We start from the raw sequence: 21,112 nt of genomic DNA on the forward strand, positions 1-21,112 counted from the left end.
CAGACTCCATGAGTAGCGTAATTAAGATTAGAGACATTATTAGGGATTTTAAACTAGGCCAGGAAACAGTTCATGTACTAAAAGGGATTGACTTAGATATAGAACATGGAGAATATATCGCGATCATGGGACCTTCGGGATCGGGTAAATCTACCTTAATGAATCTATTAGGGTGTTTGGATACGCCAACCTCTGGCTCCTATGTTTTAAACAGTCAGGATGTGAGCCAGCTAAGTGACGATGAACTGGCTGAAATTAGAAACAAAGAAATAGGCTTTGTCTTTCAAACCTTTAATCTTCTCCCAAGAACTACCGCCCTTGATAATGTCGCCTTGCCTATGGTGTATGCCGGCGAATCTAAATCAGCCAGAAGTGAACGTGCGGCAGAAGTACTTACTCAAGTTGGACTAGCAGATCGAATGGACCACAAACCTAATCAGCTCTCTGGTGGGCAACGCCAACGTGTAGCTGTGGGGCGTGCATTGGTCAATAAACCTTCTATTATTTTAGCTGATGAACCTACCGGAAACCTGGATTCAAAAACATCTGTAGAAATCATGAAGCTTTTTGAAGAGATTCATGCAGCGGGTAATACTGTGATTCTCGTAACACACGAGGAAGAAGTAGCAAAAGAAGCACATCGTATCATCAGACTACGTGACGGAATCATTGAAAGCGATAAGCGTATACGATAAATAAGCATGGGCAATCTATCAGACAAAACTGAACTCCTCATAATCGGCATTGGACTGGTCGTGCTCTTTTTTGCCGTAATCGCTAATAGCCGAAAAAACAACACCTCTATTCGTAATCGTAAAACAAGAAAATTTGGTGAGCGAATCGCAAAACGAAAAGGCAGAGAAGAAGAATCTTAGGAATTTCCTTATTCGTTGATCATTATCAAAAAGTAATTTTCATTCCCCCTTTGGGGGTTAGGGGGATAATTCTCTACTTTCGCATTCTAATGCGATCTGCCCATGAAAATATATACTAAAACCGGTGATGAGGGACAAACTTCACTATTTGGTGGTACCAGAGTACCAAAACATCATCAACGTATAGAGAGCTACGGTACTGTAGATGAACTTAATTCACACTTAGGATTGATTCGAGATCAGCCCCTGGATCCCAGATCAAAAGAAATTCTCTTGCACATCCAAGATCGATTATTTACCGTTGGCGCAATTCTAGCGACAGATCCTGCTAAGTCAACGTTAAAAAGCGGAAAAGAACGTCTCAATATTCCAAAGGTAAGTGATGAGGACATTGTGCTTCTTGAACACGAAATGGATCGTATGGATGGAGAGCTACCTCCCATGACACATTTCGTACTCCCCGGCGGACATCCCACCGTGTCATATTGTCACATTGCGCGCTGTGTATGCAGGCGAACAGAGCGTAATGCGGTGGCGTTACATGAACAAGAGCCGTTTGATGAACGGGTTTTAAAATACCTCAACCGCCTATCTGACTACCTTTTTGTGCTGGCACGAAAGTTGTCAAAAGATAACCAAGCAGAGGAAATCAAATGGATTCCTCAAAAACAATAAGTAACCGCAAAGACATCTTTTTAAAAGATATATCGGTAAAAGTTTTCGCCTTATTGAACACGTTCATAAAAATCATGTCAAATTAGTGAAGCTTTCACTTGTCTATTTCAGTTAAAAATTTATTTTTGCAAAAAATTAAAACAGTTTAGTATGTACTGGACATTAGAATTGGCTTCGTATTTAAGTGATGCACCTTGGCCGGCAACAAAAGATGAATTAATAGATTATGCCATTAGAACCGGGGCGCCACTTGAGGTAGTTGAAAACCTTCAATCCATTGAGGATGAGGGCGATTCATACGAGTCAATTGAAGAAATCTGGCAGGATTATCCTACAGATGAAGACTACCTTTGGAACGAAGACGAGTATTAAACACATAACAATATCATCAAAAAAAGTCTCACTATTGAGGCTTTTTTTTATTCAATAAGTAACGAGACTTACCTCACACATTTTGCTGTTATTTCGTTATTTTTGAAACACAAAACAGATCGCATGGGATTATTAGATTCAGTACTTAAAGTATTTGTAGGAGATAAATCTGAAAAAGACATTAAGGCCATTTCGCCTTTAGTAAAAAAAGTTAAGTCATTTGAAGCCGAAATTGAGGCACTTTCAATTGACGAGATAAGACAAAAAACAGCCGACTTTAAAGCCCGTATCGCAGAGGCAACCAAAGAAGTCAATGATCAAATTGAAGCGCTTACTAAAGAGTCTGAAACCTCTGAAGATATCGCCCGTAAAGAAGCTATTTATAGCGAAATAGATACGCTCAAAGATCAGGCGTATGAAATTAGCGAACAGGTTCTCGCAGATATATTACCAGAGGCATTCGCAGTAATCAAAGAAACGGCTAAACGTTTTGTAGGGAATGAAACGCTTACCGTCACCGCAACAGAATTTGACCGAATGCTCTCTGCTGATAAGGCTTACGTTTCACTTGAAGGCGATAAAGCCATTTGGCAAAATTCATGGGATGCTGCTGGTAAGCAAGTCACTTGGGATATGGTACATTACGATGTGCAGCTTATTGGTGGTGTGGCCTTACACGAAGGTAAAATTGCCGAAATGCAAACCGGTGAAGGTAAAACTTTGGTGGCGACCCTTCCGGTGTATCTCAATGCACTTACGGGTAACGGAGTTCATGTAGTTACAGTAAATGATTACTTAGCAAAACGGGATAGTGCGTGGATGGCTCCTATCTTTCAGTTTCATGGATTGAGTATCGACTGCATCGACTATCACAAACCCAATTCCGCCGCAAGGCGTAAGGCCTATAACGCAGACATTACCTACGGTACAAACAATGAATTTGGTTTTGATTACCTGCGGGATAACATGAGCCACGCTCCAAAAGATTTAGTACAGCGCCCACATAACTATGCGATTGTAGATGAGGTTGACTCAGTTCTTGTCGATGATGCGCGTACTCCTTTGATCATTTCGGGTCCTGTGCCAAAAGGAGATTTGCATGAGTTTGATGAATTAAAGCCGAAGGTGGCAAACATCGTTGAAATCCAGCGTAAATATTTAACCGGGGTGTTAGCCGAAGCCAAAAAATTAATTGCTGAAGGAGACACCAAACAAGGAGGATTCTTACTCCTTAGGGTATACCGAGGACTTCCGAAGAATAAAGCCTTAATTAAATACCTGTCTGAAGAAGGGATCAAGCAGCTCTTGCAAAAAACCGAAAATTTCTACATGCAGGACAACAACCGCGAAATGCCCAAGGTAGATGAGGAGTTGTATTTTGTGATTGAAGAAAAGAATAATCAGATTGATCTTACCGATAAAGGAGTTGAACATCTTTCTGGAAAAGAAAACCCAGACTTCTTTGTGATGCCAGAAATTGGGATCGAGATCGCCAAGATTGAAGACAAAGGACTTTCTAAAGAAGAAGAGGCCGAAGAAAAAGAAGAACTTTTTAAAGATTTTTCAGTCAAAAGTGAGCGTATTCACACCATGCGCCAGTTACTCAAAGCCTACACGCTATTTGAAAAGGATGTGGAGTATGTCGTGATGGAAAACAAGGTGAAGATCGTAGACGAGCAAACAGGTCGTATTATGGATGGGCGACGTTATAGTGATGGACTCCACCAGGCGATTGAAGCAAAGGAAAATGTAAAGATTGAAGATGCCACGCAAACCTTCGCTACGGTAACCCTGCAAAATTACTTTAGAATGTACCGCAAACTATCAGGTATGACGGGTACTGCGGTGACCGAAGCTGGTGAATTATGGGAAATCTATAAACTAGATGTGGTAGAAATTCCTACTAACCGCCCTATCGCACGTGATGATCGTGAGGATTTAGTGTATAAGACCAAGCGAGAAAAATACAACGCAGTGATAGATGAAGTTGTGACCTTAACGCAAGCCGGTAGACCTGTGCTTATCGGTACGACATCTGTAGAGATTAGTGAATTATTAAGCCGAATGCTTTCCATTAGAAAAGTGCCGCATAACGTATTAAATGCAAAACTACATAAAAAGGAAGCAGATATTGTTGAAGAGGCAGGTAAAGCAGGTACTGTGACGATTGCAACCAATATGGCAGGTCGTGGTACCGATATCAAGATCAGCGATGAGGTGAAAAAAGCGGGTGGTTTGGCCATTATTGGTACAGAGCGTCATGATTCACGTCGTGTAGATAGGCAGTTGCGTGGTCGTGCTGGTCGACAAGGGGATCCGGGAAGCTCACAGTTTTACGTTTCGCTAGAAGATAATTTGATGCGCTTATTTGGTAGTGAGCGTATCGCAAAATTGATGGACCGTATGGGACTTCAAGAAGGTGAAGTGATCCAGCACTCTATGATCACCAAATCTATTGAGCGCGCGCAAAAGAAAGTGGAAGAAAATAACTTTGGGATAAGAAAGCGTCTATTAGAGTACGATGATGTAATGAACGCCCAGCGTGAAGTAATTTACAAACGTCGTCGTCATGCCTTATATGGAGAACGCTTAAGCGTGGACATTGCAAATATGATCTACGATACCGTAGAGGTAATTACAGAAACAAATAAAGCGGCTCAAGACTATAAAAACTTTGAGTTTGAGTTGATTCGCTTTTTCTCCATGAGTTCTCCTATAACGGCAGAGGAGTTTGAGAAAATGGACGTTGCTAAAATTACCGAAGAAGTCTACGACGTTGCCTATGAGCATTATGAAAAGAAAATGCAGCATAGCGCAGAGATTGCGTATAGAGTAATCAAGCAAATCCATGAAGATCCAAACAACAAGTTTGAACGTATTGCTGTTCCATTTACCGATGGTATCAAAACCTTACAGGTCACTACAGATCTTCAAAAAGCTTACGAAACCGAAGGTGAAGAGTTAATTACAGATTTTGAAAAGAACATCTCACTGGCGATCATCGATGATTCCTGGAAGAATCATTTGAGAAAAATGGACGAATTAAAGCAGAGTGTACAGTTGGCTGTGCATGAGCAAAAAGATCCGTTATTGATCTATAAATTTGAGGCGTTTGAACTGTTTAAAACCATGATTGATCAGGTGAACAAAGAGATTATTTCATTCTTGTTTAAAGGAGAATTACCTAACCAAAATCCTGGGCAGGTAAGTGAAGCGAGACAACGCCAGCGCGAACGCACTCAAACCAGTAAAGAAGAAATTCAGAATCTGGATGAGCGTGCGGCTCAAAGCAGAGCTGCAGGACAAACCCAACCTCAACATCGCCAAACGGTTGAGACTATCGTTAGGGAACAACCTAAAATTGGTCGTAATGATAGAGTAACCGTTAAGAATGTTATGAACGGTGAAAACAGAACCATGAAATATAAGCAGGCAATTCCACTTATTGAAAAAGGTGAATGGGTACTTGTTGAAGAATAAATATAAATGTTTTAGAGTTCATAATACCTGATGTGATGCATCAGGTTTTTTTATTATTACTATTTTTTTACTTTTAAACCTACTAACAACCACAGTATCATGAACAAATTTAGCATCGAAATTAAATGGGGAATCATTTTTATCGTTTCTCTTTTACTATGGATGGTAGGAGAACGTGCCGTTGGATTACATGATGAATATATCGCTAAACACGCCATTTATACTAATCTATTCTTCTTTGTGGCTGTGGCCGTTTATGTTTTGGCGCTAAGAGACAAACGCAAAAACTACTATGACGGCACAATGACCTGGCAGCAGGGCTTCGTTTCGGGATTAATCATTACTGTAGTTGTAGCCTTATTATCAGCTCCCGCCCAGTATGTCATTAGTGAGTTCATCACGCCAGATTATTTTAAAAATATTACCGCTTATGCCGTAGAGAATAAGGTAATGACACAAGCCGATGCCGAATCCTATTTTAGCCTGGAGAATTATATAGTTCAATCAGTAGTTTCAGCATTGGCGGCGGGACTATTGACCTCTGCCATAGTTGCTTTGATTATGCGAAAGCGAGAATCTTCAATTACCTAGCATCCTCGTCTAAAGCTTTGAGCTGTTCTTGCACGCTCAATGATTTTGTATCATGTTCTGATATCATATAAAAATAGATTAAGAACACTGCCAAGTAATGAAATATTCGATCAAATAAGTTGAGTGTAAAACTATTATAGTAATACGTCACTATGGCACTGATCACATCAGACATGATAAATCCCAGTGCTATAAGAAAATACAATATTGACTTGAGATCGTTATACTGATAAATATATCTCCCTGCGACGACGATCAATGTAAGTGCGGCTAAAGCATTTAGGTAAACAAAATATTCAGTGAATAAAGAAGTTTGATCATCGTCCTGAATGATCACGACCAGCTTATATAAATAGACTGCCGATATTAAGAATACCAATATCAAGTAAACTGTTGTAAATCCTTGATAAATTGAAGTCTTTAATCTAGATAACCCAAGATAGGCCAAAATGGAGTAAGAAAAGAAATAGGCTACAACACCCACCTCTGTGAAATAGGCAATGTTGTAAAGACTAAAACACAGTTCACCTATATAGATAAAGATAAACAGCAACAAGAAATGAATGGTAAAATTATAGTGCTTAGGCGTGTAAAAATAAATGAAAATCAACGGAGTGATCCAGGGTTTAAAGAAAAGATAGTTCTCTGACGGAATTAAAATTCCACAGCTAAAATATCCTACGAAGGAGATAATTAGAAGTGCTAAAACAACTTTCTTCAAGCTTGGTTCATCATTAGTTGGGATTACAAAGTAAACTAATAAATTTTTAAAAGTGTATTTGGATCAGGACAATTTGAAGAATAGAACTTTAATTCAGCTTTTGTACATACACCGGGATAATCTCCTGCGTGATTGTGCATATCTTTGATGAGTTGAAAGTGAAGATGTGGCGCATAATTACCATTGACTGTTGCATCACCAAGTTCACCCAGTTTCTCTCCTTTGACAACTTTTACACCCACGTTTAATCTGTCTAAAGACTCCAGACTTAAATGCCCATATAGGGTATAGAAAGTTTGTTCATTTTCTTGGTGCTCAACAATAATTGTAGGCCCGTAGTCTCCAAAATTTTTATTATTTCTAACACTATGAATCTTCCCGTCAAGCGGAAGTAAAACTGACGTATTAGCTGCACACCACACATCCATTCCAAGATGAATATTTCTTCTTTGAACTGAAGATCCCGAAGAAAAGTGTTCACTACGGTCGTAAATAGATCTTTTCTCAAGGTAACCGCCATAGGCCACTTTTTTTTGATTTTGGCGAAGGAAATTTTCTAAAAAAAGCTCAATGTCTTCTGCTGAAGAGAGATTAACCTGGTTCAACAAAGCATTTGAGGGAGAAAGGTCGACATGAATATAATCTTCCGGGTTGAATGAAGAATCAATCACCGGGGTAAATGAAGAGGTAAGTGAGTGTAAAAAAGCATCAAAGTTCATGATGCTAAAGTAAGAAGTGATAAAATGCTTTCCTAGGAGTAAGCTTCCGCGAAAGCAAAATTTTACTATTCTACCACCACATCACTAAATTTAGCATTAATGGTAATTAGGTTGTCCGAACTTCGGGATTTATAAAACCCATTTAACACCTCACTATCATAACTTTGTAACTGTTTTACATTGATGGTTTTAGGGTATTTTATCTTGCTGTGATTACCAATATAACTAAACGTAAAGGCAACTTGAGGCAGGGATAATAGCATATCGCTGTTCTCCAGATTTAACTCTAGCGCTTTAAATTGCTTCCCTACATTTGGTATTTGTAATCTACCAAAACTACCAAACACCTGGCCACGTTCATTTAATTGCTTGATCAGTACATTACTGGCATTAGAGTTGAGTTTAATCACATCTGCTGATTCAATTTCGCAGTTTTTTACATGTTTAGTAGTGAGTACGCCATTTTTCCAAGTAGTTATCTTAATTGGCGCATACGCCACTTTGACGGAAGTATTCCTCCCGTCAATGGCGTTGGCTAATAAGCTTGTGTGTGATAACACTGCTTTTAAATCTGTGGTAAGATCTGCTAATTTGACATTTCCATAGCGCACATTGAGATCAAGTGTAGCGCCTTTTGGCATTTTTACGATTATAGTTCGCTTAATATCTTTAGCATTTTCTTTTTTTGGATTTACAAAAAATACTCCACCAGATTGATTGGAGCTATTAGGAAATTGACGCTCTACATCCTTCTCAAAATCTGCTGCCCAGACCTCCATTCGTTTACCAAAATCCTCTCCCCAGACTTCCATATCTTTACCAAAGCTTTCTCCCCAAGCCTCCATGCTTTTTCCAAATCTAGCTCCAAAATTTTCGCCCCAAACTTCCATACGTTTTCCAAAACGTTCGCCCCAGGCTTCAACACTTTCTAACCATTCATCCATTTCTTTTTTAGAAACATTGGTGTCGTGTTTATCGTTCATCTTTTTTAACCAGCCTTTTGGATCTTCTTCATAATCACTGGTGTTAATATTGACATTATTGCCAAATGGACTTGCGGGAATCCCTAGAAAACGTTCGCGAACATCGTCGCTTTGCGCATGTTGTTTTTCCCATTTTTCCATGGCTTTTTCATAATCCTTACCAAAGCTTTTTTCTACTTTTTCATTGTATTCCTTTAGATAGGATTTACCTCTTTTTTTGTATTCATCGTAATCAAACTTCACTTTATTCATCTCACGATAATACTCTGGCGGTAATGGAGCTCCTGTTAGGCTTTCCATTAAAGGAGTAAGTACATTATTAATTGTAGGTTCTATAATTTGAAGTGATCCTGCAATAATATCCTCTAATCCACTGGTAGAAGTATCAAATGATATAGGATAGGAAGGGTTTCGCTTAGTAGATCGTATGTTGATTTTTGAACTGTTTCCTGTAACATTTACGTCCCAAGAATCCAACAACTCTTTTGCATCTCCATCTTCACTTTCAATATAAGCTTCTACTTCTACTTTATCCTTGTCCCATGTTTCAAAAACAATATTGGCGTAGCGCGTATCTACAGATACGGTAACCTCATCTTTTACTAAAAAGGTTTCTTTTAATTTTTCAGCTTTTTTTTGTGCTGTAATAGACGATACACTTGCTACTGCGCATAGTAGTGCAGCAGCGATTTTATGCAATTGTTTCATTTTTTTGGCTTTTTAATTCGTTTAGTTTGCTTTTAAGTTTGAATAGCAACTCTAAGCGCAACTTTAGGTTTTCGATCATGGCCTCCACATTTTCCTCTGTGATGCCGTATTCTGCAACCTCGGTATTTAATCGTGTATATTCTTCATCCAACTCTGCTAGCTGAGCCATAAAAGAATCGATTAAAGCTTTATTGTCTTCGGTAATTTCTAAGCGGGTCAATTCTGCATTGATTGTACCCATATAAAAATCTTCTATTTTCTTAAATTCTGGCGATACATCACTCAAGGCAATTTGAGTTTCTTCATTAATTCCTTTCTTTGCCTCTTTAGTTTCTTTGGTCACTACTTGTTCTACCTGATTGGTTGACGATGGCGGGAACAAAAACACATAACCAACTGTTAAGGCGACTACCAGAACAGCGGCTATCTTCATCCAAAAGAAAGAAGCAGTGCCGTTTTTATCTTTATTGCCTTGGGGTAATGCTAATTCTAGTCGTTCTTCAAAACGTGCCTGATGACCTTTTTGTAATTGTGGTATTGAAGACGTATCCTCTCCCAACTTGCTAATTTTATCTTTAAGATCCTGTCCCATATCTTACTTCTTGTAATGCATTTATTAATTTTTTCTTTCCGCGATGCACCAATGTTCTTGAGGTAACTTGTGTGATTCCCAGAATTTCTGAAATCTCTTCGTGATCATATCCTTCTACCAAAAAAAGCATAATGGCACAACGGTATTTTTCTGGCAGAGCTTCAATTTCAGCCTTAATGTGATCCATTTCAATACCTTCTGAAACTTCCCATCCCTGATCCTCTTCGGCCACAGCCATAACTCCTTCATCAATAGAAACTAACGTCGCTTTTTTTGCTTTTAGCTTATCAATGCTTTTATTGATAACGATACGCTTTAACCAAGCTCCAAAAGTTACATCGCCGGTAAACTGGTGCAGTTTTGAAAACGCACTGATAAAACCCTCCTGCATGGCATCTTCTGCCTCAAAAGAATCCTTTAAGAATCTGTAGGCGACATAATACATGCCTTCGCTATACTTGTTGTATAACGTAAGTTGAGCTTTACGGTCGTTTTCACGACATCGATCGATGAGTCCCGTTTGTAACAATTTTAGCTTGGTTAGTTGCTATTCAGTATAAAGACGATGCCAACTTTATCATGTTGCAAATCACTTTAAAATTTTTAGTAATTTTATTTTTTTAGATCAAAACGAATATATGAACATACGGGGAATTAGAGTTATCGTACTGATTACCGTCGTTACTATCTTGGTCATGGTAGGAATATTTCTCTTTATTAGCGGGTACAATGCAATTAGTCATTCTGAAACGACGGTGACCTGGAAAAACGGTGACACTCTGGTGAATACCGTTTTTTACAAACCTCACTTAGAAGAAGATCAAATCGTCTTTGGGGAGTACCTTCCTTATGGCAAAGTATGGAAAACCAGTGATAAAGAACCCGCTATTTTTAGCACCAATAAAAATTTAGTGGTTGATGGTTCTTATCTTAAAGCGGGGAATTACACTTTATGGAGTATTCCAATGAAAGACTCATGGAAAATCATGTTCAATACAAAAGAATATGACTTGACTGAGGACTTTATAGAAGAAAATGCCTATGACCCAGACTTTGATGCGCTGGTAATCCAGCGCCCAGTGACTAAAAACTATGCCCCTCTTGAAGAACTTACCATGTATTTTACATCTGCTTTTGATCAGCATATATTGATTATTGCCTGGCAAGAAACAGCTGTGCATATTCCATTCACATTTGCCGAGTAAGACTGATATACAGAGCAAAGATCTTATGACATAAAAAACTCTTTTAAAAGTCATTTGTTTCAACAACTTCTAAAAGAGCATCTCTTCACTACATTAAGTATAATCTATTCGTCCAGTAATAGATTGAGTGTAACGTCAATATTATCTCTGGTTGCTCTTGAATACGGGCATACCTCATGCGCCTCATTGATTAGTTTTTCGCCGGTTTCTAAATCAATCCCGGGAATATAAGTGTCTAATGTAACTTCAAGCAAAAAGTTATCATCGTCATCTTTACCTATCCCAACCTCGGCTGTGACTGTATAGTCCCCCAGATCAACGTCGTGATTTTTTGCAACTGCTGCAAGCGCACTGCCATAGCAAGCAGAATATCCTGCCGCAAAAAGTTGTTCTGGATTCGTTCCATCACCGCCTGGTCCTCCTAATCCTTTAGGGACCGTTAAATTCATATCAATGGTATGATCGTCTGACTGGACGTGTCCTCCACGTCCACCAGTGGTTGTTGCCTTTGCGGTGTACATCGTTTTCATAAGAAATAATTTATGTTGATTAATCAACTAGTTATATAAACATGAAAATACATGCTTTATGCGGGCTAGGCTTTTAATTATTTGTTAAGTTTAGGTGGAAACCTCGGCGTAAGGATGAGATTTTTTTCTATTGCTTTAAATTAAGAGAATATGACGTAATTTAGTCTTTAAATCAAGGTACACTTGAAAAAACAGCAATCTACATCAGCATTATCAAATGCCGCAGGCACTCCACCCCAAGACAACGTAAGTGCGACTTCATCGCAACGCATTAGGCAATTGCGAAAAAAAACACCCGAAGCTCAACAACTCGCTGAGCAAATCATTGCGGGAAACAAAACAGCTTTAAGTCGCGGAATCACTTTTATTGAAAGTCAGCAGGCTAAGCATCAGTATATTGCCGCACAACTCATCGAGTATTGCCTTCCAAAAGCAAATAAATCTATTAGAATAGGCATAACCGGTGTTCCCGGAGTAGGAAAAAGTACTTTTATTGAAGCCTTTGGAAACCTTTTAATTACGCAAGACAAAAAAGTTGCTGTACTAGCGGTTGACCCTACCAGCTCTGTGACTAAGGGCAGTATCCTTGGGGATAAGACTCGCATGGAGACATTGGTTAAAGAGCAAGATGCATTTATTCGTCCGTCAGCATCAGGAGAGACCTTAGGTGGCGTTGCCCGTAAAACACGTGAAAGTATTATTTTGTGCGAAGCAGCAGGCTTTGACCACATTCTCATTGAAACCGTTGGCGTGGGTCAAAGCGAAACTGCTGTGCATAGCATGACCGATTTTTTTCTGCTCTTGAAACTTGCCGGTGCGGGCGATGAATTACAAGGCATCAAGCGGGGTATTATTGAAATGGCCGATGCCATCATTATTAATAAAGCAGATGGCGACAATCAAAAAAAAGCCGCCCAAGCAAAGTCTGAATTTCAACGTGCCCTTCACCTCTACCCTACCAAAAATACCGGCTGGACTCCTCAAGTAGCCTTATGCAGTGCGCTAGAGAATACCGGTATTGATAACGTCTATGAACTTATTCTCTCTTATCTTGATCTTACCAAAGAGAACGGTTATTTTGAACAAAAACGCAGGGATCAAAATAAGTTTTGGCTGTTACAGACCATTGAAGAACACCTAAAACGTAATTTTTACCAACATCCTGACATCAAAAAAGAATTACCGCTTCAGCTGCAACTGATTGAAGAAGGAAAGACCACTCCTTTCGTGGCTGCTACGTTTCTGCTAAAATTAAAAGATAATTGATCCTAAAATTTATACTTCAACTTTTCAGAAAGAAATCCCCGGATCAAGCGATAGATAAGAAACCCAATCACTCCCCCAATCAAAAACCCTGAAATTACGTCTAGGGGATAATGTACACCCACATATATTCGGCTATAGCCAACGGTGATCGCCCATAACATCATTAAGGGTAAGACAGCTTTTGCGGTTGGTTTAAGTAGAAGTCCGCTGAGAATGGCTAAAGCCATGTTACTAGCAGCGTGGGCGGAGAAATAGCCAAAACGTCCGCAGCGTTCTGCTATAAAACGGGTAAACTCTTCCACACCATCTGCGCGGCAAGGTCTGGGCCGCTCAAAACTGTGTTTAAAGAGATTGGCCAGTTGATCTGTACAAGTAATCATTACGGCAACGCCAACGACAATTGTGAATAATCCCTTAGCACCAAATGTTCTATAGAGTAGAAAAAGTAAGATTACATAAATGCTTATCGCAGGAACGCCAAACTTATGCGTAATCATCAACCATAACCAATCCCAGTGTTCATTTCCTAAATTGTTGAGATAGAGAAACAACTCCTGATCGTATTCGATGAGACGTTCTAACATGACTTACTCCTGATATCGGGCTACTTCCCTGTCATAAAAAACTGAAGCTTCATCAATAAGTTTTGCAGATTCTTCCGTTAATTCTTCTTCATCACTGGGATCAAAATCTTCTAGCCATTCTACTTCATCATTTTGCAGGTTGATGATAAATCGAGGATATTCAGTATGAATCACAAAAATAGCTTCGGGGAAATCGGTGTTGTCTCCTAAAATAAAACGGGGTAAGGTCATGAGCTTATCTACATTACGCAGTAACTAGCTGCTGTTTGGTTCTGATTAATTTTTTGGTAAGATAATTAAATCGCACGTATAACATAATAGCAGATGCCGTTAACCCAGAAAGTAATCCTATCCAAATCCCGGTGGCTGACATTACTTCGGCTTTTCCTAAATAATAACTTATAGGAAATCCAATGATCCAATACGCGATAAAACAAATTAGTGTAGGAATATATACATCCTGTAATCCACGCAATGATCCTAAAATCACTACTTGGATTCCGTCACTTAATTGAAATAACGCTGCAACGACCAATAGTTGCGCAGCAATTGTGATTACTTCTGCATTATCAATATATACTTGGGGTAAAATATCTTTTGATAAAATGAAACCAACCGCAAAAAGAGACTCAATAATGAAAATGAGTAACAGGATAGAAAAAGCGATCGTTCTCAAGGCTACGTAATCCTTTTTACCTTTTTGATTTCCAACTCGTATGGTTGCCGTTACACTTAATCCTACAGCTACCATAAATGTCATAGAAGCAAGATTGAGTGCAATTTGATTCGCTGCTTGTTGATTGGTACCAAGCATCCCTGCCAAAAAGATAGAAGCTGTAAAAATAGACACCTCAAAAAGCATTTGTAATGCGGTGGGAAAACCAAGTTTAAATAAGCGTTTAAAGATGGTCCCATCCACTCCTTCCTTGCGTGACCAATTAAAATAAGGCTTAAACACCTTAAGATTCTTTAGAATAATATAAAGTAGTCCCAACATAAAAAATCGTGAAATCAGAGTTCCCAATGCAGCTCCTTCAACCTCCATACGCGGAAAAATCCAAAAACCGTAAATCAACACGTAATTAAAGCCAATGTTCACCACATTTGCCAGCAAGGTAGCATACATGGCATAGTTGGTTTGTGAGAGGCCATCTGCAAATTGTTTTAACGCTTGAAAAACCATTAATGGTATCATAGAAAACGCGACAATCTCCAGATAAGGGATGGCAAGTTGTACTACCTCAATAGGTTGATCTAACTGATATAAAATGGGCTTTGCCAGCAAAAGTAAGACAAACAACATCACGCCATTGATGGTACACATGATTACGCCATGATGAAAAAACTTTCGGCCGTTTTCTATGTCATCTGCTCCGTCAGTCTCTGCAATAAGTGGTGTAATAGCAAAGCTAAACCCAATGCCCAACGATAGCGCTATAAATACCAGACTATTCCCTAAAGACACTGCTGCCAGCGGAGCTGCTCCTAGCTGCCCCACCATTAAATTATCGGCAAAACCTACCAAGATATGCCCCAACTGCCCCAACATGATGGGATAGGCAATTTGAAGGTTTTTACTAAACTCTTTGGTGTAAAGTGAAAGATTCACTGTCAAGATTTATCGGACAAAGATAATTGTAAGAATCAAGACCGCTGCGCTTTTGGAAAAATGAATCAAGACAAATCTGAGCCAAAAACAGAAATTGCAGTTGCAAATAATAAGGATAAAGCTGAAACTTGATCCTTAAGTATCAGGAGAAGATGAATACGATACCAAATCACCGTGAGAAGTTTTTATTAATTAAATTTTATCATGGGCTTGGCCACTTTGTTGTTTCAGGCTTTTACGATAGGATAAATTTCAGAGTGTAGTAGAAATTAGCAAGCTCAAAATCAATACTAACGGAGTATGTGCTAAATTTAGAGAAGTAAACGATAGAAAAATCAGCAGTAGAAGTATTGGTGAATAGACCAATGTCCAGCGCCATATGTTATTTTTTATCATATCTGAATAAAATAACGCTATAGAATTTGGTATAAACACTGGAAAGGCAAGAATGAGTCCGATAACTACTGCCATTGCACCTGTATAAAATTCATCGTAAAATACATATCCCAATATAAACGTAAAGGTGATATATAAAAAATCGTGAGAATTAAAAAATTAAGATCCTTTGTAAAGATATATTTAAGGAAAATAGGTTTCATTTTTTTCAACTCAATTCTATTTACCCAATACAAACTAATCCCTAAACTATCCTTTAATCTTTGTCTTTTGAGGCGACTTTACAATACCATATGTATCCATGAGGTAAACTAAAGAAGTCATGGTCGCTGCTCCTAACTCCAGTTCTCTTTTATTGACATGTTCAAAGGTATCATTAGCAGCATGATGATGATCAAAATACCGCTGTGAGTCTGGTCTAAGTCCAGCCAAGACAACATTTTCTCCCTTTAACGGACCAACATCTGCCCCACTACCACCTTGTTCAAAATAATGAATGAGATAAGGCTTGAACAGTGGTTTCCAAGATTGTATTTGAACAAAATTATCTTTATCACAGTCAAATGAGAATCCACGTGGTGTGAAACCTCCCGCATCACTTTCTAAGGCAAATACATGGCGTTCATTTTTTTGTTGTGCGACTTGCGCATATTTTCGTGCACCTCGTAATCCATTTTCTTCATTCATAAAAAGTACTACTCTTAAGGTACGCTTTGGTTGTATACCGCTCTCTTTGAATAAACGCAATACTTCCATAGATTGAACTACTCCCGCTCCATCATCATGAGCACCATCTCCTAAATCCCATGAATCCAAATGACCCCCTACAATAATTATTTCATTAGGAAATTCACTTCCAGTAATTTCTCCAATCACATTATACGATTGCGCATCTGGAAACTGCTGGCAGCTCATGGTATAATAGAACTCCAAACTTGGATCTAAGGCTAAGGCGCTGCTTAAATATTCTGCATCATTTGTACTTATTGCGGCAGCCGGGATGCGGTCTTTTGGTTTGATATTTCCATAACTCATAGAGCCGGTATGTGGCAAATCATCTAAACGCAAGTTCATAGAACGTACAATAACACCGGCGGCACCATACTTTGCGGCTTCTTGCGCACCTGAATATCGTTGATTAACACAACCTCCATAGGCCGAAAAGGTCGAAATCAAGTCAGCTTGCATAGGACGATTGTAAAAGACAATCTTACCTTTGATTATTTCCTCTCCCAGTTCTTCAAGTTCTTCAAAACTACTAACCTCAACCACCCGGGCTTTAAGTCCGCCTTTTTTTGTTGCAATAGATCCTCCTAAAGCACAAATGTTGACATTTTTTGTCCCTCCGGTAGATGTAGAAACGTATGCATACTCCGGCGTTCCACGAGTCCATTTAGGAACCATAACCGGCTGAAGCCAGACCTTATCTAATCCCAGTTCTTCCAACTGAGCTTTAGTATATTCAACGGCCTTTTGTGCATTACTGCTTCCGGAGAGCCTTCCGCCGATTTTGTTGGATAAATGATCTAACCAGCTGTAGCTTTTTCCGTTTGTTAACGCCTCACTGTAAATTTTTCGCAGCATGGTAGAATCTGATGCGTTGGTTTGTTGTGCGTTAATTTCCGCCGTAAGGCAAAACGCCACCATCAAAATGAACATACTATATCTATACATCTTATTCTTTTTCTTTATTTAATTGTTCCTTATACAGGTGCAGGTTTTCCAGAGTTTCTTCGTCAAGTTCTGGTTCTTGAACGTCACTATATGTTCTAAGTTCATTACATAAAATGCTAGCTACAATAAGCCTAGCAGTAGGTTTATCGTCAGCAGGAATCACATACCAGGGTGCATGATCAAAACTGGTACGGTTGATGGCATCTTCATAGTATTTTTTGTATTCGTTCCAAAATTTACGTTCTTCTAAATCCCCCGCAGAGAATTTCCAGTTTTTACTTTTTTTGTTTAAACGTCTTAATAATCGATTGCGTTGCTCTGCCTTTGAAAGATGTAAGTAGAATTTGAAGATAATGGTTCCGTTCTCTGCGATGTGCCTCTCAAAATTTGTGATTTGCTCAAAGCGCTTGTCCCAAAATTCTGTATCGATATCTGAAACTTCATTTACATCTGGCAATAACTCGCCCGTGATATACTCTGGATGCACGCGGGTTACCAAAACATTTTCATAATGGGTTCTATTAAAAATACCAAATTTGCCGCGTGCCGGTAAGGCGATGTAATGACGCCATAAATAGTCGTGTTTCCTCTCTAATGGGGTGGGAACTTTAAAACTATGCACAACAATACCACGAACATTAAAGTCTTTAAACACCTCCCTGATCAAGCTATCTTTACCGGCGGTATCCATCCCCTGTAAACACACTAAAACCGCATACTTACCGTGCGCATATAGTTTGTCCTGCCATTTTCCTAATTCCTTTCTTACTCTTTTAAGTTCTTGCTCAATTTCTTCTTCGCCGGCACCCAGATCAACTAAGGTGGGCGTTTCATCTAAATGGACTGAATCTTTTACTTTATAAGCTGAGGCCTGGATTTCTTTCATGAGGTATGCGTAAGGGATAAAGGTATATTTATTTTTTTGAACAAAAAATCCTGTGGATGCATGCTATGGGTTTTTTATCTTAGCTTCAAATTTTCGAGTGTGGCTAAATCGATTGATAAAGATAATGTAATACGCATCGTCGCAGAAACGTTGAAGGAAACTCCATCTGCAGAAGAAACGGTGAAAAGTGTTGGAGACAGGGATAAACATTTTCTAAGATTGGCTACCCATATGGTAGAAAAAGCCATTAGAAAAGATGCGCTAATTATATCTGAAGATGGCCACGGGGTTGCTATTGTATTTAAAACCGTACCCGGTGAAAAAGACTCTTTAATAGATTTATGGGAAGACCTAAAACTTGCATGGCGCGTAATAGGGATCAAAAAAGTCTTCAAAATTCTCAAAAAACAAAAATATGTGAAGGCTCAACGTCCTGCTGATTCTCCTTATTTATACTGTTGGTTTTGGGGAATTGATACACCTTATCGCGGAGCAGAATTACAGGTCGGTAAAAAAATGAAAGATACCTTCTTTGAGATGGCTGAAGAGCAACAACTCCCTTTTTATGCAGATACACGCACCAAGCGAAATGTTTTGGTTTACGTGCGGTTAGGTTTTGAAATGTTTCATGAATGGACCATGGAAGATGGAAGTAAAATGTGGTTTCTACGCTACATTCCTCCTTCTTTAAAAAATTAAATCAGGGGGATCGTGTACCTCAATCCAAATCCAAAGGTATCAAAACGCTTTCCAAAGCTTTTAAAGTTATATTCTGCATAAAGTGATAAGCGATAAGAGAGTTGATAAACCCCGGTGAAATTAAGGACTAATCCATGATTAAAATCTCCAGATTGAACAAAGAAAGTAGCTGTATCTCTGGCATTTTCATTAATAAAAAAATTATTTCCTACATATCCTACACCTCCATCAATTTCAAATCCAAGTAAATCAATTAACTTGGTTTGTACCGTGGCAAGGACTTCGTGAAAGTTTTCAGCGTTTTGGTTACGCACATCGCGTCGAAAGTATAAGTTATAGGCTGCTCTAAAATCTACTTTTTCTTTAGGGGTAAAAATAGCCCCTACGCTAATTGCCCATTCATCCTGTAAACCTACACTGATTAGGGTACCTGCTGTGGTAGAGATTTGTTTTTGAGCGTAGCCAGTTAATAGACTTGCGCAAAAAATCAGTCCCCAAAGAATGTTTCTATTTACTGGCAAACAACTTAACTTCATCTTTAGTTACTTCATTTCCGCTCAAAATAATAAGACGTTCTACAACGTTTCGTAGCTCTCTTATGTTCCCTGTCCAATCGTATTCTTGTAACAGTTTTACAGCTTCAGTAGAGAATTCTTTTTTAGCAGAGCCTTGCTCTTTGGCTATCTTCGCTGCAAAAAAATCAATCAACTCAGGTATGTCTTCTCTGCGTTCGTTCAATCCCGGGACTTTGATTAAGATTACCGCTAGCCTGTGGTATAAGTCTTCTCTAAATTTTTTATCGGCTATCTCTTTTTGTAAATTTTTATTTGTTGCAGCAAGGACCCTTACATTTACTTTAATGTCCTTATCACTACCCACGCGTTGGATTTTACTCTCTTGCAGAGCTCTCAATACTTTGGCTTGCGCCGAAAGACTCATATCCCCAATTTCATCCAAGAATATGGTCCCGCCGTTAGCTGCTTCAAACTTACCTGCACGGTCTTTGTTGGCTGATGTAAATGCACCCTTGACATGACCAAAAAGCTCACTTTCAATTAATTCTGAAGGGATTGCAGCACAGTTTACCTCAATCATAGGACCACCTGAGCGGTCACTTTTTTGATGTAACCAATGTGCCACTAACTCTTTTCCTGTACCATTAGGTCCCGTTATAAGCACGCGGGCATCAGTTGGAGCCACTTTTTCAATCATGTCTTTGATCTGTTGAATCTCATTTGAGTCACCAATCATTTCATAATTCTTACTTACCTTCTTTTTAAGGCGTTTATTTTCGACTACTAATTCCTTTTTATCCAGTGCATTTCGCACAGTATTTAGCAGTCGATTAAGATCAGGTGGTTTTGAGATATAATCAAACGCTCCCAATCGCATTGTATTTACCGCCGTATCTAAATCACCGTGACCTGAAATCATAACAAAAGGAATTTCGGGCTTTATTTTTTTTGAAGCCTCCAATACTTCAACCCCATCCATTTTTGGCATTTTAATGTCACAAAGCACCAAATCATAATCGCTATTTTTTATCTTTTCGATACCGTTTAGACCATCTTCGGCTTCTTCAACCTGATAGGTCTCGCTTTCTTCGGCTAAAATCTTTACCAATACCCGGCGTATGGCGGCTTCATCTTCTATAATTAATATCTTTTGCATCTATAATTTAAATTTAAATCCACCTCTGACATATGCGGTGTTAACCTGATTAATAGTATAAATATCTTCGGTATTCTCATCCCGTAACCGTATATCATTTATAAAGGTATGACCTGCGTACGCGAAGAATAATAAGTTTTTGGTAAAATAATATTCATAACCTACACCACCCCAAAAGATAGTCATAGACATACTATCTGCCACTTGACCGTCGTCTAATTGAAGATCGTTTTGAAGGTTGGCAAAAAAACCATCTAAGGTTATAAATGCCTGCAATGTATTCTTTTTATTGATCGTATATTTAATTGCAGTTTTGGGGGCCCCTAGGGTATATGCCCATTTATCGTTTACCTCTTTATTAAAATTTACTACGGGTAATGGAAAAGGTCTTCCTGCAGCGGTAGAATAGCGTAATCCCAAAATTAAGCGCGTCTTTTTTTGTGTAATTGAAGAGTCCTTAGTTTTAATAAAAAAAATTGAACCAATCAAGAGCAGATCATCCCTTTCAATCTTGTCATTTTGGAAATCTGAAGCAATTTGCAGACCTGCCTCAACTCCAAGACGCCATGTTTCATTCAATTTAGTAACATATCCTAGTGAAGTTCTCACCGATTGAAAAGAGGTAAGTCTATCCGTATCAAATGGAGCAGGATCTTCAAACTCGAACTCAATGTTACGATATCCAAATCCGGGAACCAGGTAATCTTCATTCCAAATTTTTAAAGGGATATTTATAAATCCGCGCCATCGTCTAAACGAATTATCAGAACTTGATTGCGGAAAATGAGTATATTCCAAACGTGCCAAGTTAGTGGTTTGACTCTCTACACTTAGTGCAGTAACCATTACACAAATAAAAATGAATTTGCTCATAAA

General features: G+C 38.8%; 23 protein-coding genes. 9 read left to right on the forward strand and 14 right to left on the reverse strand.

Annotated features, from left to right (window positions below; all coding sequences use genetic code 11):
• Nucleotides 1-8: 8 nt before the first annotated feature.
• The 6 genes from ABD000_RS02075 to ABD000_RS02100 all read left to right on the forward strand — a co-directional run bounded on the left by ABD000_RS02075 (nucleotide 9) and on the right by ABD000_RS02100 (nucleotide 5,993).
• Nucleotides 9-695 carry an ABC transporter ATP-binding protein gene (locus ABD000_RS02075; RefSeq protein WP_343763188.1) on the forward strand — a complete coding sequence of 229 codons (687 nt, stop codon included), beginning with the start codon at nucleotides 9-11 and terminating at the stop codon, nucleotides 693-695.
• A 6-nt stretch (nucleotides 696-701) separates the two neighbouring features.
• The gene (locus ABD000_RS02080; RefSeq protein WP_343763190.1) at nucleotides 702-875 is read left to right on the forward strand and encodes a hypothetical protein; all 174 of its coding nucleotides are present in this window, start codon (nucleotides 702-704) and stop codon (nucleotides 873-875) included.
• Between the two features lie 102 nt (nucleotides 876-977).
• Nucleotides 978-1,550 carry a cob(I)yrinic acid a,c-diamide adenosyltransferase gene (locus tag ABD000_RS02085; RefSeq protein WP_343763192.1) on the forward strand — a complete coding sequence of 191 codons (573 nt, stop codon included), beginning with the start codon at nucleotides 978-980 and terminating at the stop codon, nucleotides 1,548-1,550.
• Between the two features lie 150 nt (nucleotides 1,551-1,700).
• Nucleotides 1,701-1,922, forward strand: a complete 222-nt coding sequence (locus ABD000_RS02090; protein WP_343763194.1) for a DUF2795 domain-containing protein — start codon at nucleotides 1,701-1,703, stop codon at nucleotides 1,920-1,922.
• A 123-nt stretch (nucleotides 1,923-2,045) separates the two neighbouring features.
• Nucleotides 2,046-5,402 carry a preprotein translocase subunit SecA gene (gene secA / locus ABD000_RS02095; protein ID WP_343763196.1) on the forward strand — a complete coding sequence of 1,119 codons (3,357 nt, stop codon included), beginning with the start codon at nucleotides 2,046-2,048 and terminating at the stop codon, nucleotides 5,400-5,402.
• A gap of 99 nt (nucleotides 5,403-5,501) precedes the next feature.
• Entirely contained in the window at nucleotides 5,502-5,993 is a 492-nt protein-coding gene (locus ABD000_RS02100) for a DUF4199 domain-containing protein (protein ID WP_343763199.1), read from the forward strand.
• On the opposite strand, the gene ABD000_RS02105 is transcribed toward ABD000_RS02100, so the two are convergent.
• The 5 genes from ABD000_RS02105 to ABD000_RS02125 form a co-directional block, all read right to left on the reverse strand.
• A complete protein-coding gene (locus ABD000_RS02105; protein WP_343763201.1) occupies nucleotides 5,986-6,714 on the reverse strand; it encodes a hypothetical protein in 729 nt (242 codons plus the stop codon). The genes ABD000_RS02100 and ABD000_RS02105 overlap by 8 nt on opposite strands.
• 35 nt (nucleotides 6,715-6,749) lie before the next feature.
• Nucleotides 6,750-7,433, reverse strand: coding sequence for a peptidoglycan DD-metalloendopeptidase family protein (locus ABD000_RS02110; protein ID WP_343763203.1), 684 nt, complete (start codon nucleotides 7,431-7,433; stop codon nucleotides 6,750-6,752).
• A 65-nt stretch (nucleotides 7,434-7,498) separates the two neighbouring features.
• Nucleotides 7,499-9,124: a hypothetical protein gene (locus ABD000_RS02115; protein WP_343763205.1), complete on the reverse strand. Its 1,626-nt coding sequence runs from the start codon at nucleotides 9,122-9,124 to the stop codon at nucleotides 7,499-7,501.
• Nucleotides 9,108-9,716 carry a hypothetical protein gene (locus ABD000_RS02120; RefSeq protein ID WP_343763207.1) on the reverse strand — a complete coding sequence of 203 codons (609 nt, stop codon included), beginning with the start codon at nucleotides 9,714-9,716 and terminating at the stop codon, nucleotides 9,108-9,110. Before ABD000_RS02120 ends, ABD000_RS02115 begins: the two co-directional genes overlap by 17 nt.
• A complete protein-coding gene (locus tag ABD000_RS02125; RefSeq protein WP_343763209.1) occupies nucleotides 9,700-10,245 on the reverse strand; it encodes an RNA polymerase sigma factor in 546 nt (181 codons plus the stop codon). Before ABD000_RS02125 ends, ABD000_RS02120 begins: the two co-directional genes overlap by 17 nt.
• Nucleotides 10,246-10,354: 109 nt before the next feature.
• Between ABD000_RS02125 and ABD000_RS02130 the strand changes: the two genes are divergently transcribed.
• Nucleotides 10,355-10,921, forward strand: a complete 567-nt coding sequence (locus ABD000_RS02130) for a DUF2911 domain-containing protein (RefSeq protein WP_343763212.1) — start codon at nucleotides 10,355-10,357, stop codon at nucleotides 10,919-10,921.
• 104 nt (nucleotides 10,922-11,025) lie between these two features.
• Here ABD000_RS02130 and ABD000_RS02135 read toward each other — a convergent pair whose 3' ends face one another.
• Complete coding sequence (locus ABD000_RS02135; RefSeq protein WP_343763215.1) at nucleotides 11,026-11,451, reverse strand: organic hydroperoxide resistance protein; 426 nt, start codon at nucleotides 11,449-11,451, stop codon at nucleotides 11,026-11,028.
• Nucleotides 11,452-11,634: 183 nt separating this feature from the next.
• Here ABD000_RS02135 and meaB point away from each other — a divergent pair, with 183 nt between their 5' ends.
• Nucleotides 11,635-12,717, forward strand: a complete 1,083-nt coding sequence (meaB, locus tag ABD000_RS02140) for a methylmalonyl Co-A mutase-associated GTPase MeaB (RefSeq protein ID WP_343763217.1) — start codon at nucleotides 11,635-11,637, stop codon at nucleotides 12,715-12,717.
• 2 nt (nucleotides 12,718-12,719) lie between these two features.
• Here meaB and ABD000_RS02145 read toward each other — a convergent pair whose 3' ends face one another.
• The 5 genes from ABD000_RS02145 to ABD000_RS02165 all read right to left on the reverse strand — a co-directional run bounded on the left by ABD000_RS02145 (nucleotide 12,720) and on the right by ABD000_RS02165 (nucleotide 17,866).
• Nucleotides 12,720-13,301 carry a phosphatase PAP2 family protein gene (locus ABD000_RS02145; protein ID WP_343763219.1) on the reverse strand — a complete coding sequence of 194 codons (582 nt, stop codon included), beginning with the start codon at nucleotides 13,299-13,301 and terminating at the stop codon, nucleotides 12,720-12,722.
• Between the two features lie 3 nt (nucleotides 13,302-13,304).
• On the reverse strand, nucleotides 13,305-13,532 hold the full coding sequence (locus ABD000_RS02150) for a hypothetical protein (protein ID WP_343763221.1): 228 nt from the start codon (nucleotides 13,530-13,532) through the stop codon (nucleotides 13,305-13,307).
• A 13-nt stretch (nucleotides 13,533-13,545) separates the two neighbouring features.
• Complete coding sequence (locus ABD000_RS02155) at nucleotides 13,546-14,910, reverse strand: MATE family efflux transporter (RefSeq protein WP_343763223.1); 1,365 nt, start codon at nucleotides 14,908-14,910, stop codon at nucleotides 13,546-13,548.
• Between the two features lie 645 nt (nucleotides 14,911-15,555).
• The gene (locus ABD000_RS02160) at nucleotides 15,556-16,980 is read right to left on the reverse strand and encodes a M20/M25/M40 family metallo-hydrolase (protein ID WP_343763225.1); all 1,425 of its coding nucleotides are present in this window, start codon (nucleotides 16,978-16,980) and stop codon (nucleotides 15,556-15,558) included.
• A gap of 1 nt (nucleotide 16,981) precedes the next feature.
• Nucleotides 16,982-17,866: a PPK2 family polyphosphate kinase gene (locus tag ABD000_RS02165; RefSeq protein ID WP_343763227.1), complete on the reverse strand. Its 885-nt coding sequence runs from the start codon at nucleotides 17,864-17,866 to the stop codon at nucleotides 16,982-16,984.
• 99 nt (nucleotides 17,867-17,965) lie between these two features.
• Here ABD000_RS02165 and ABD000_RS02170 point away from each other — a divergent pair, with 99 nt between their 5' ends.
• Nucleotides 17,966-18,565, forward strand: coding sequence for a hypothetical protein (locus ABD000_RS02170; protein WP_343763229.1), 600 nt, complete (start codon nucleotides 17,966-17,968; stop codon nucleotides 18,563-18,565).
• Here the strand turns inward: ABD000_RS02170 and ABD000_RS02175 are convergent.
• The 3 genes from ABD000_RS02175 to ABD000_RS02185 are packed head-to-tail and all read right to left on the reverse strand — an operon-like array spanning nucleotide 18,562 to nucleotide 21,109.
• A complete protein-coding gene (locus ABD000_RS02175; RefSeq protein ID WP_343763232.1) occupies nucleotides 18,562-19,101 on the reverse strand; it encodes a hypothetical protein in 540 nt (179 codons plus the stop codon). The genes ABD000_RS02170 and ABD000_RS02175 overlap by 4 nt on opposite strands.
• Complete coding sequence (locus tag ABD000_RS02180) at nucleotides 19,073-20,236, reverse strand: sigma-54-dependent transcriptional regulator (protein ID WP_343763234.1); 1,164 nt, start codon at nucleotides 20,234-20,236, stop codon at nucleotides 19,073-19,075. Before ABD000_RS02180 ends, ABD000_RS02175 begins: the two co-directional genes overlap by 29 nt.
• Nucleotides 20,237-21,109 (reverse strand): DUF6268 family outer membrane beta-barrel protein, encoded by an 873-nt coding sequence (locus ABD000_RS02185; protein ID WP_343763238.1) that lies wholly within the window; start codon nucleotides 21,107-21,109, stop codon nucleotides 20,237-20,239.
• Nucleotides 21,110-21,112 lie beyond the last annotated feature (3 nt).

The sequence above is a fragment of the Gangjinia marincola genome, assembly GCF_039523415.1.
GTDB classification, from domain to species: Bacteria; Bacteroidota; Bacteroidia; order Flavobacteriales; family Flavobacteriaceae; genus Gangjinia; species Gangjinia marincola.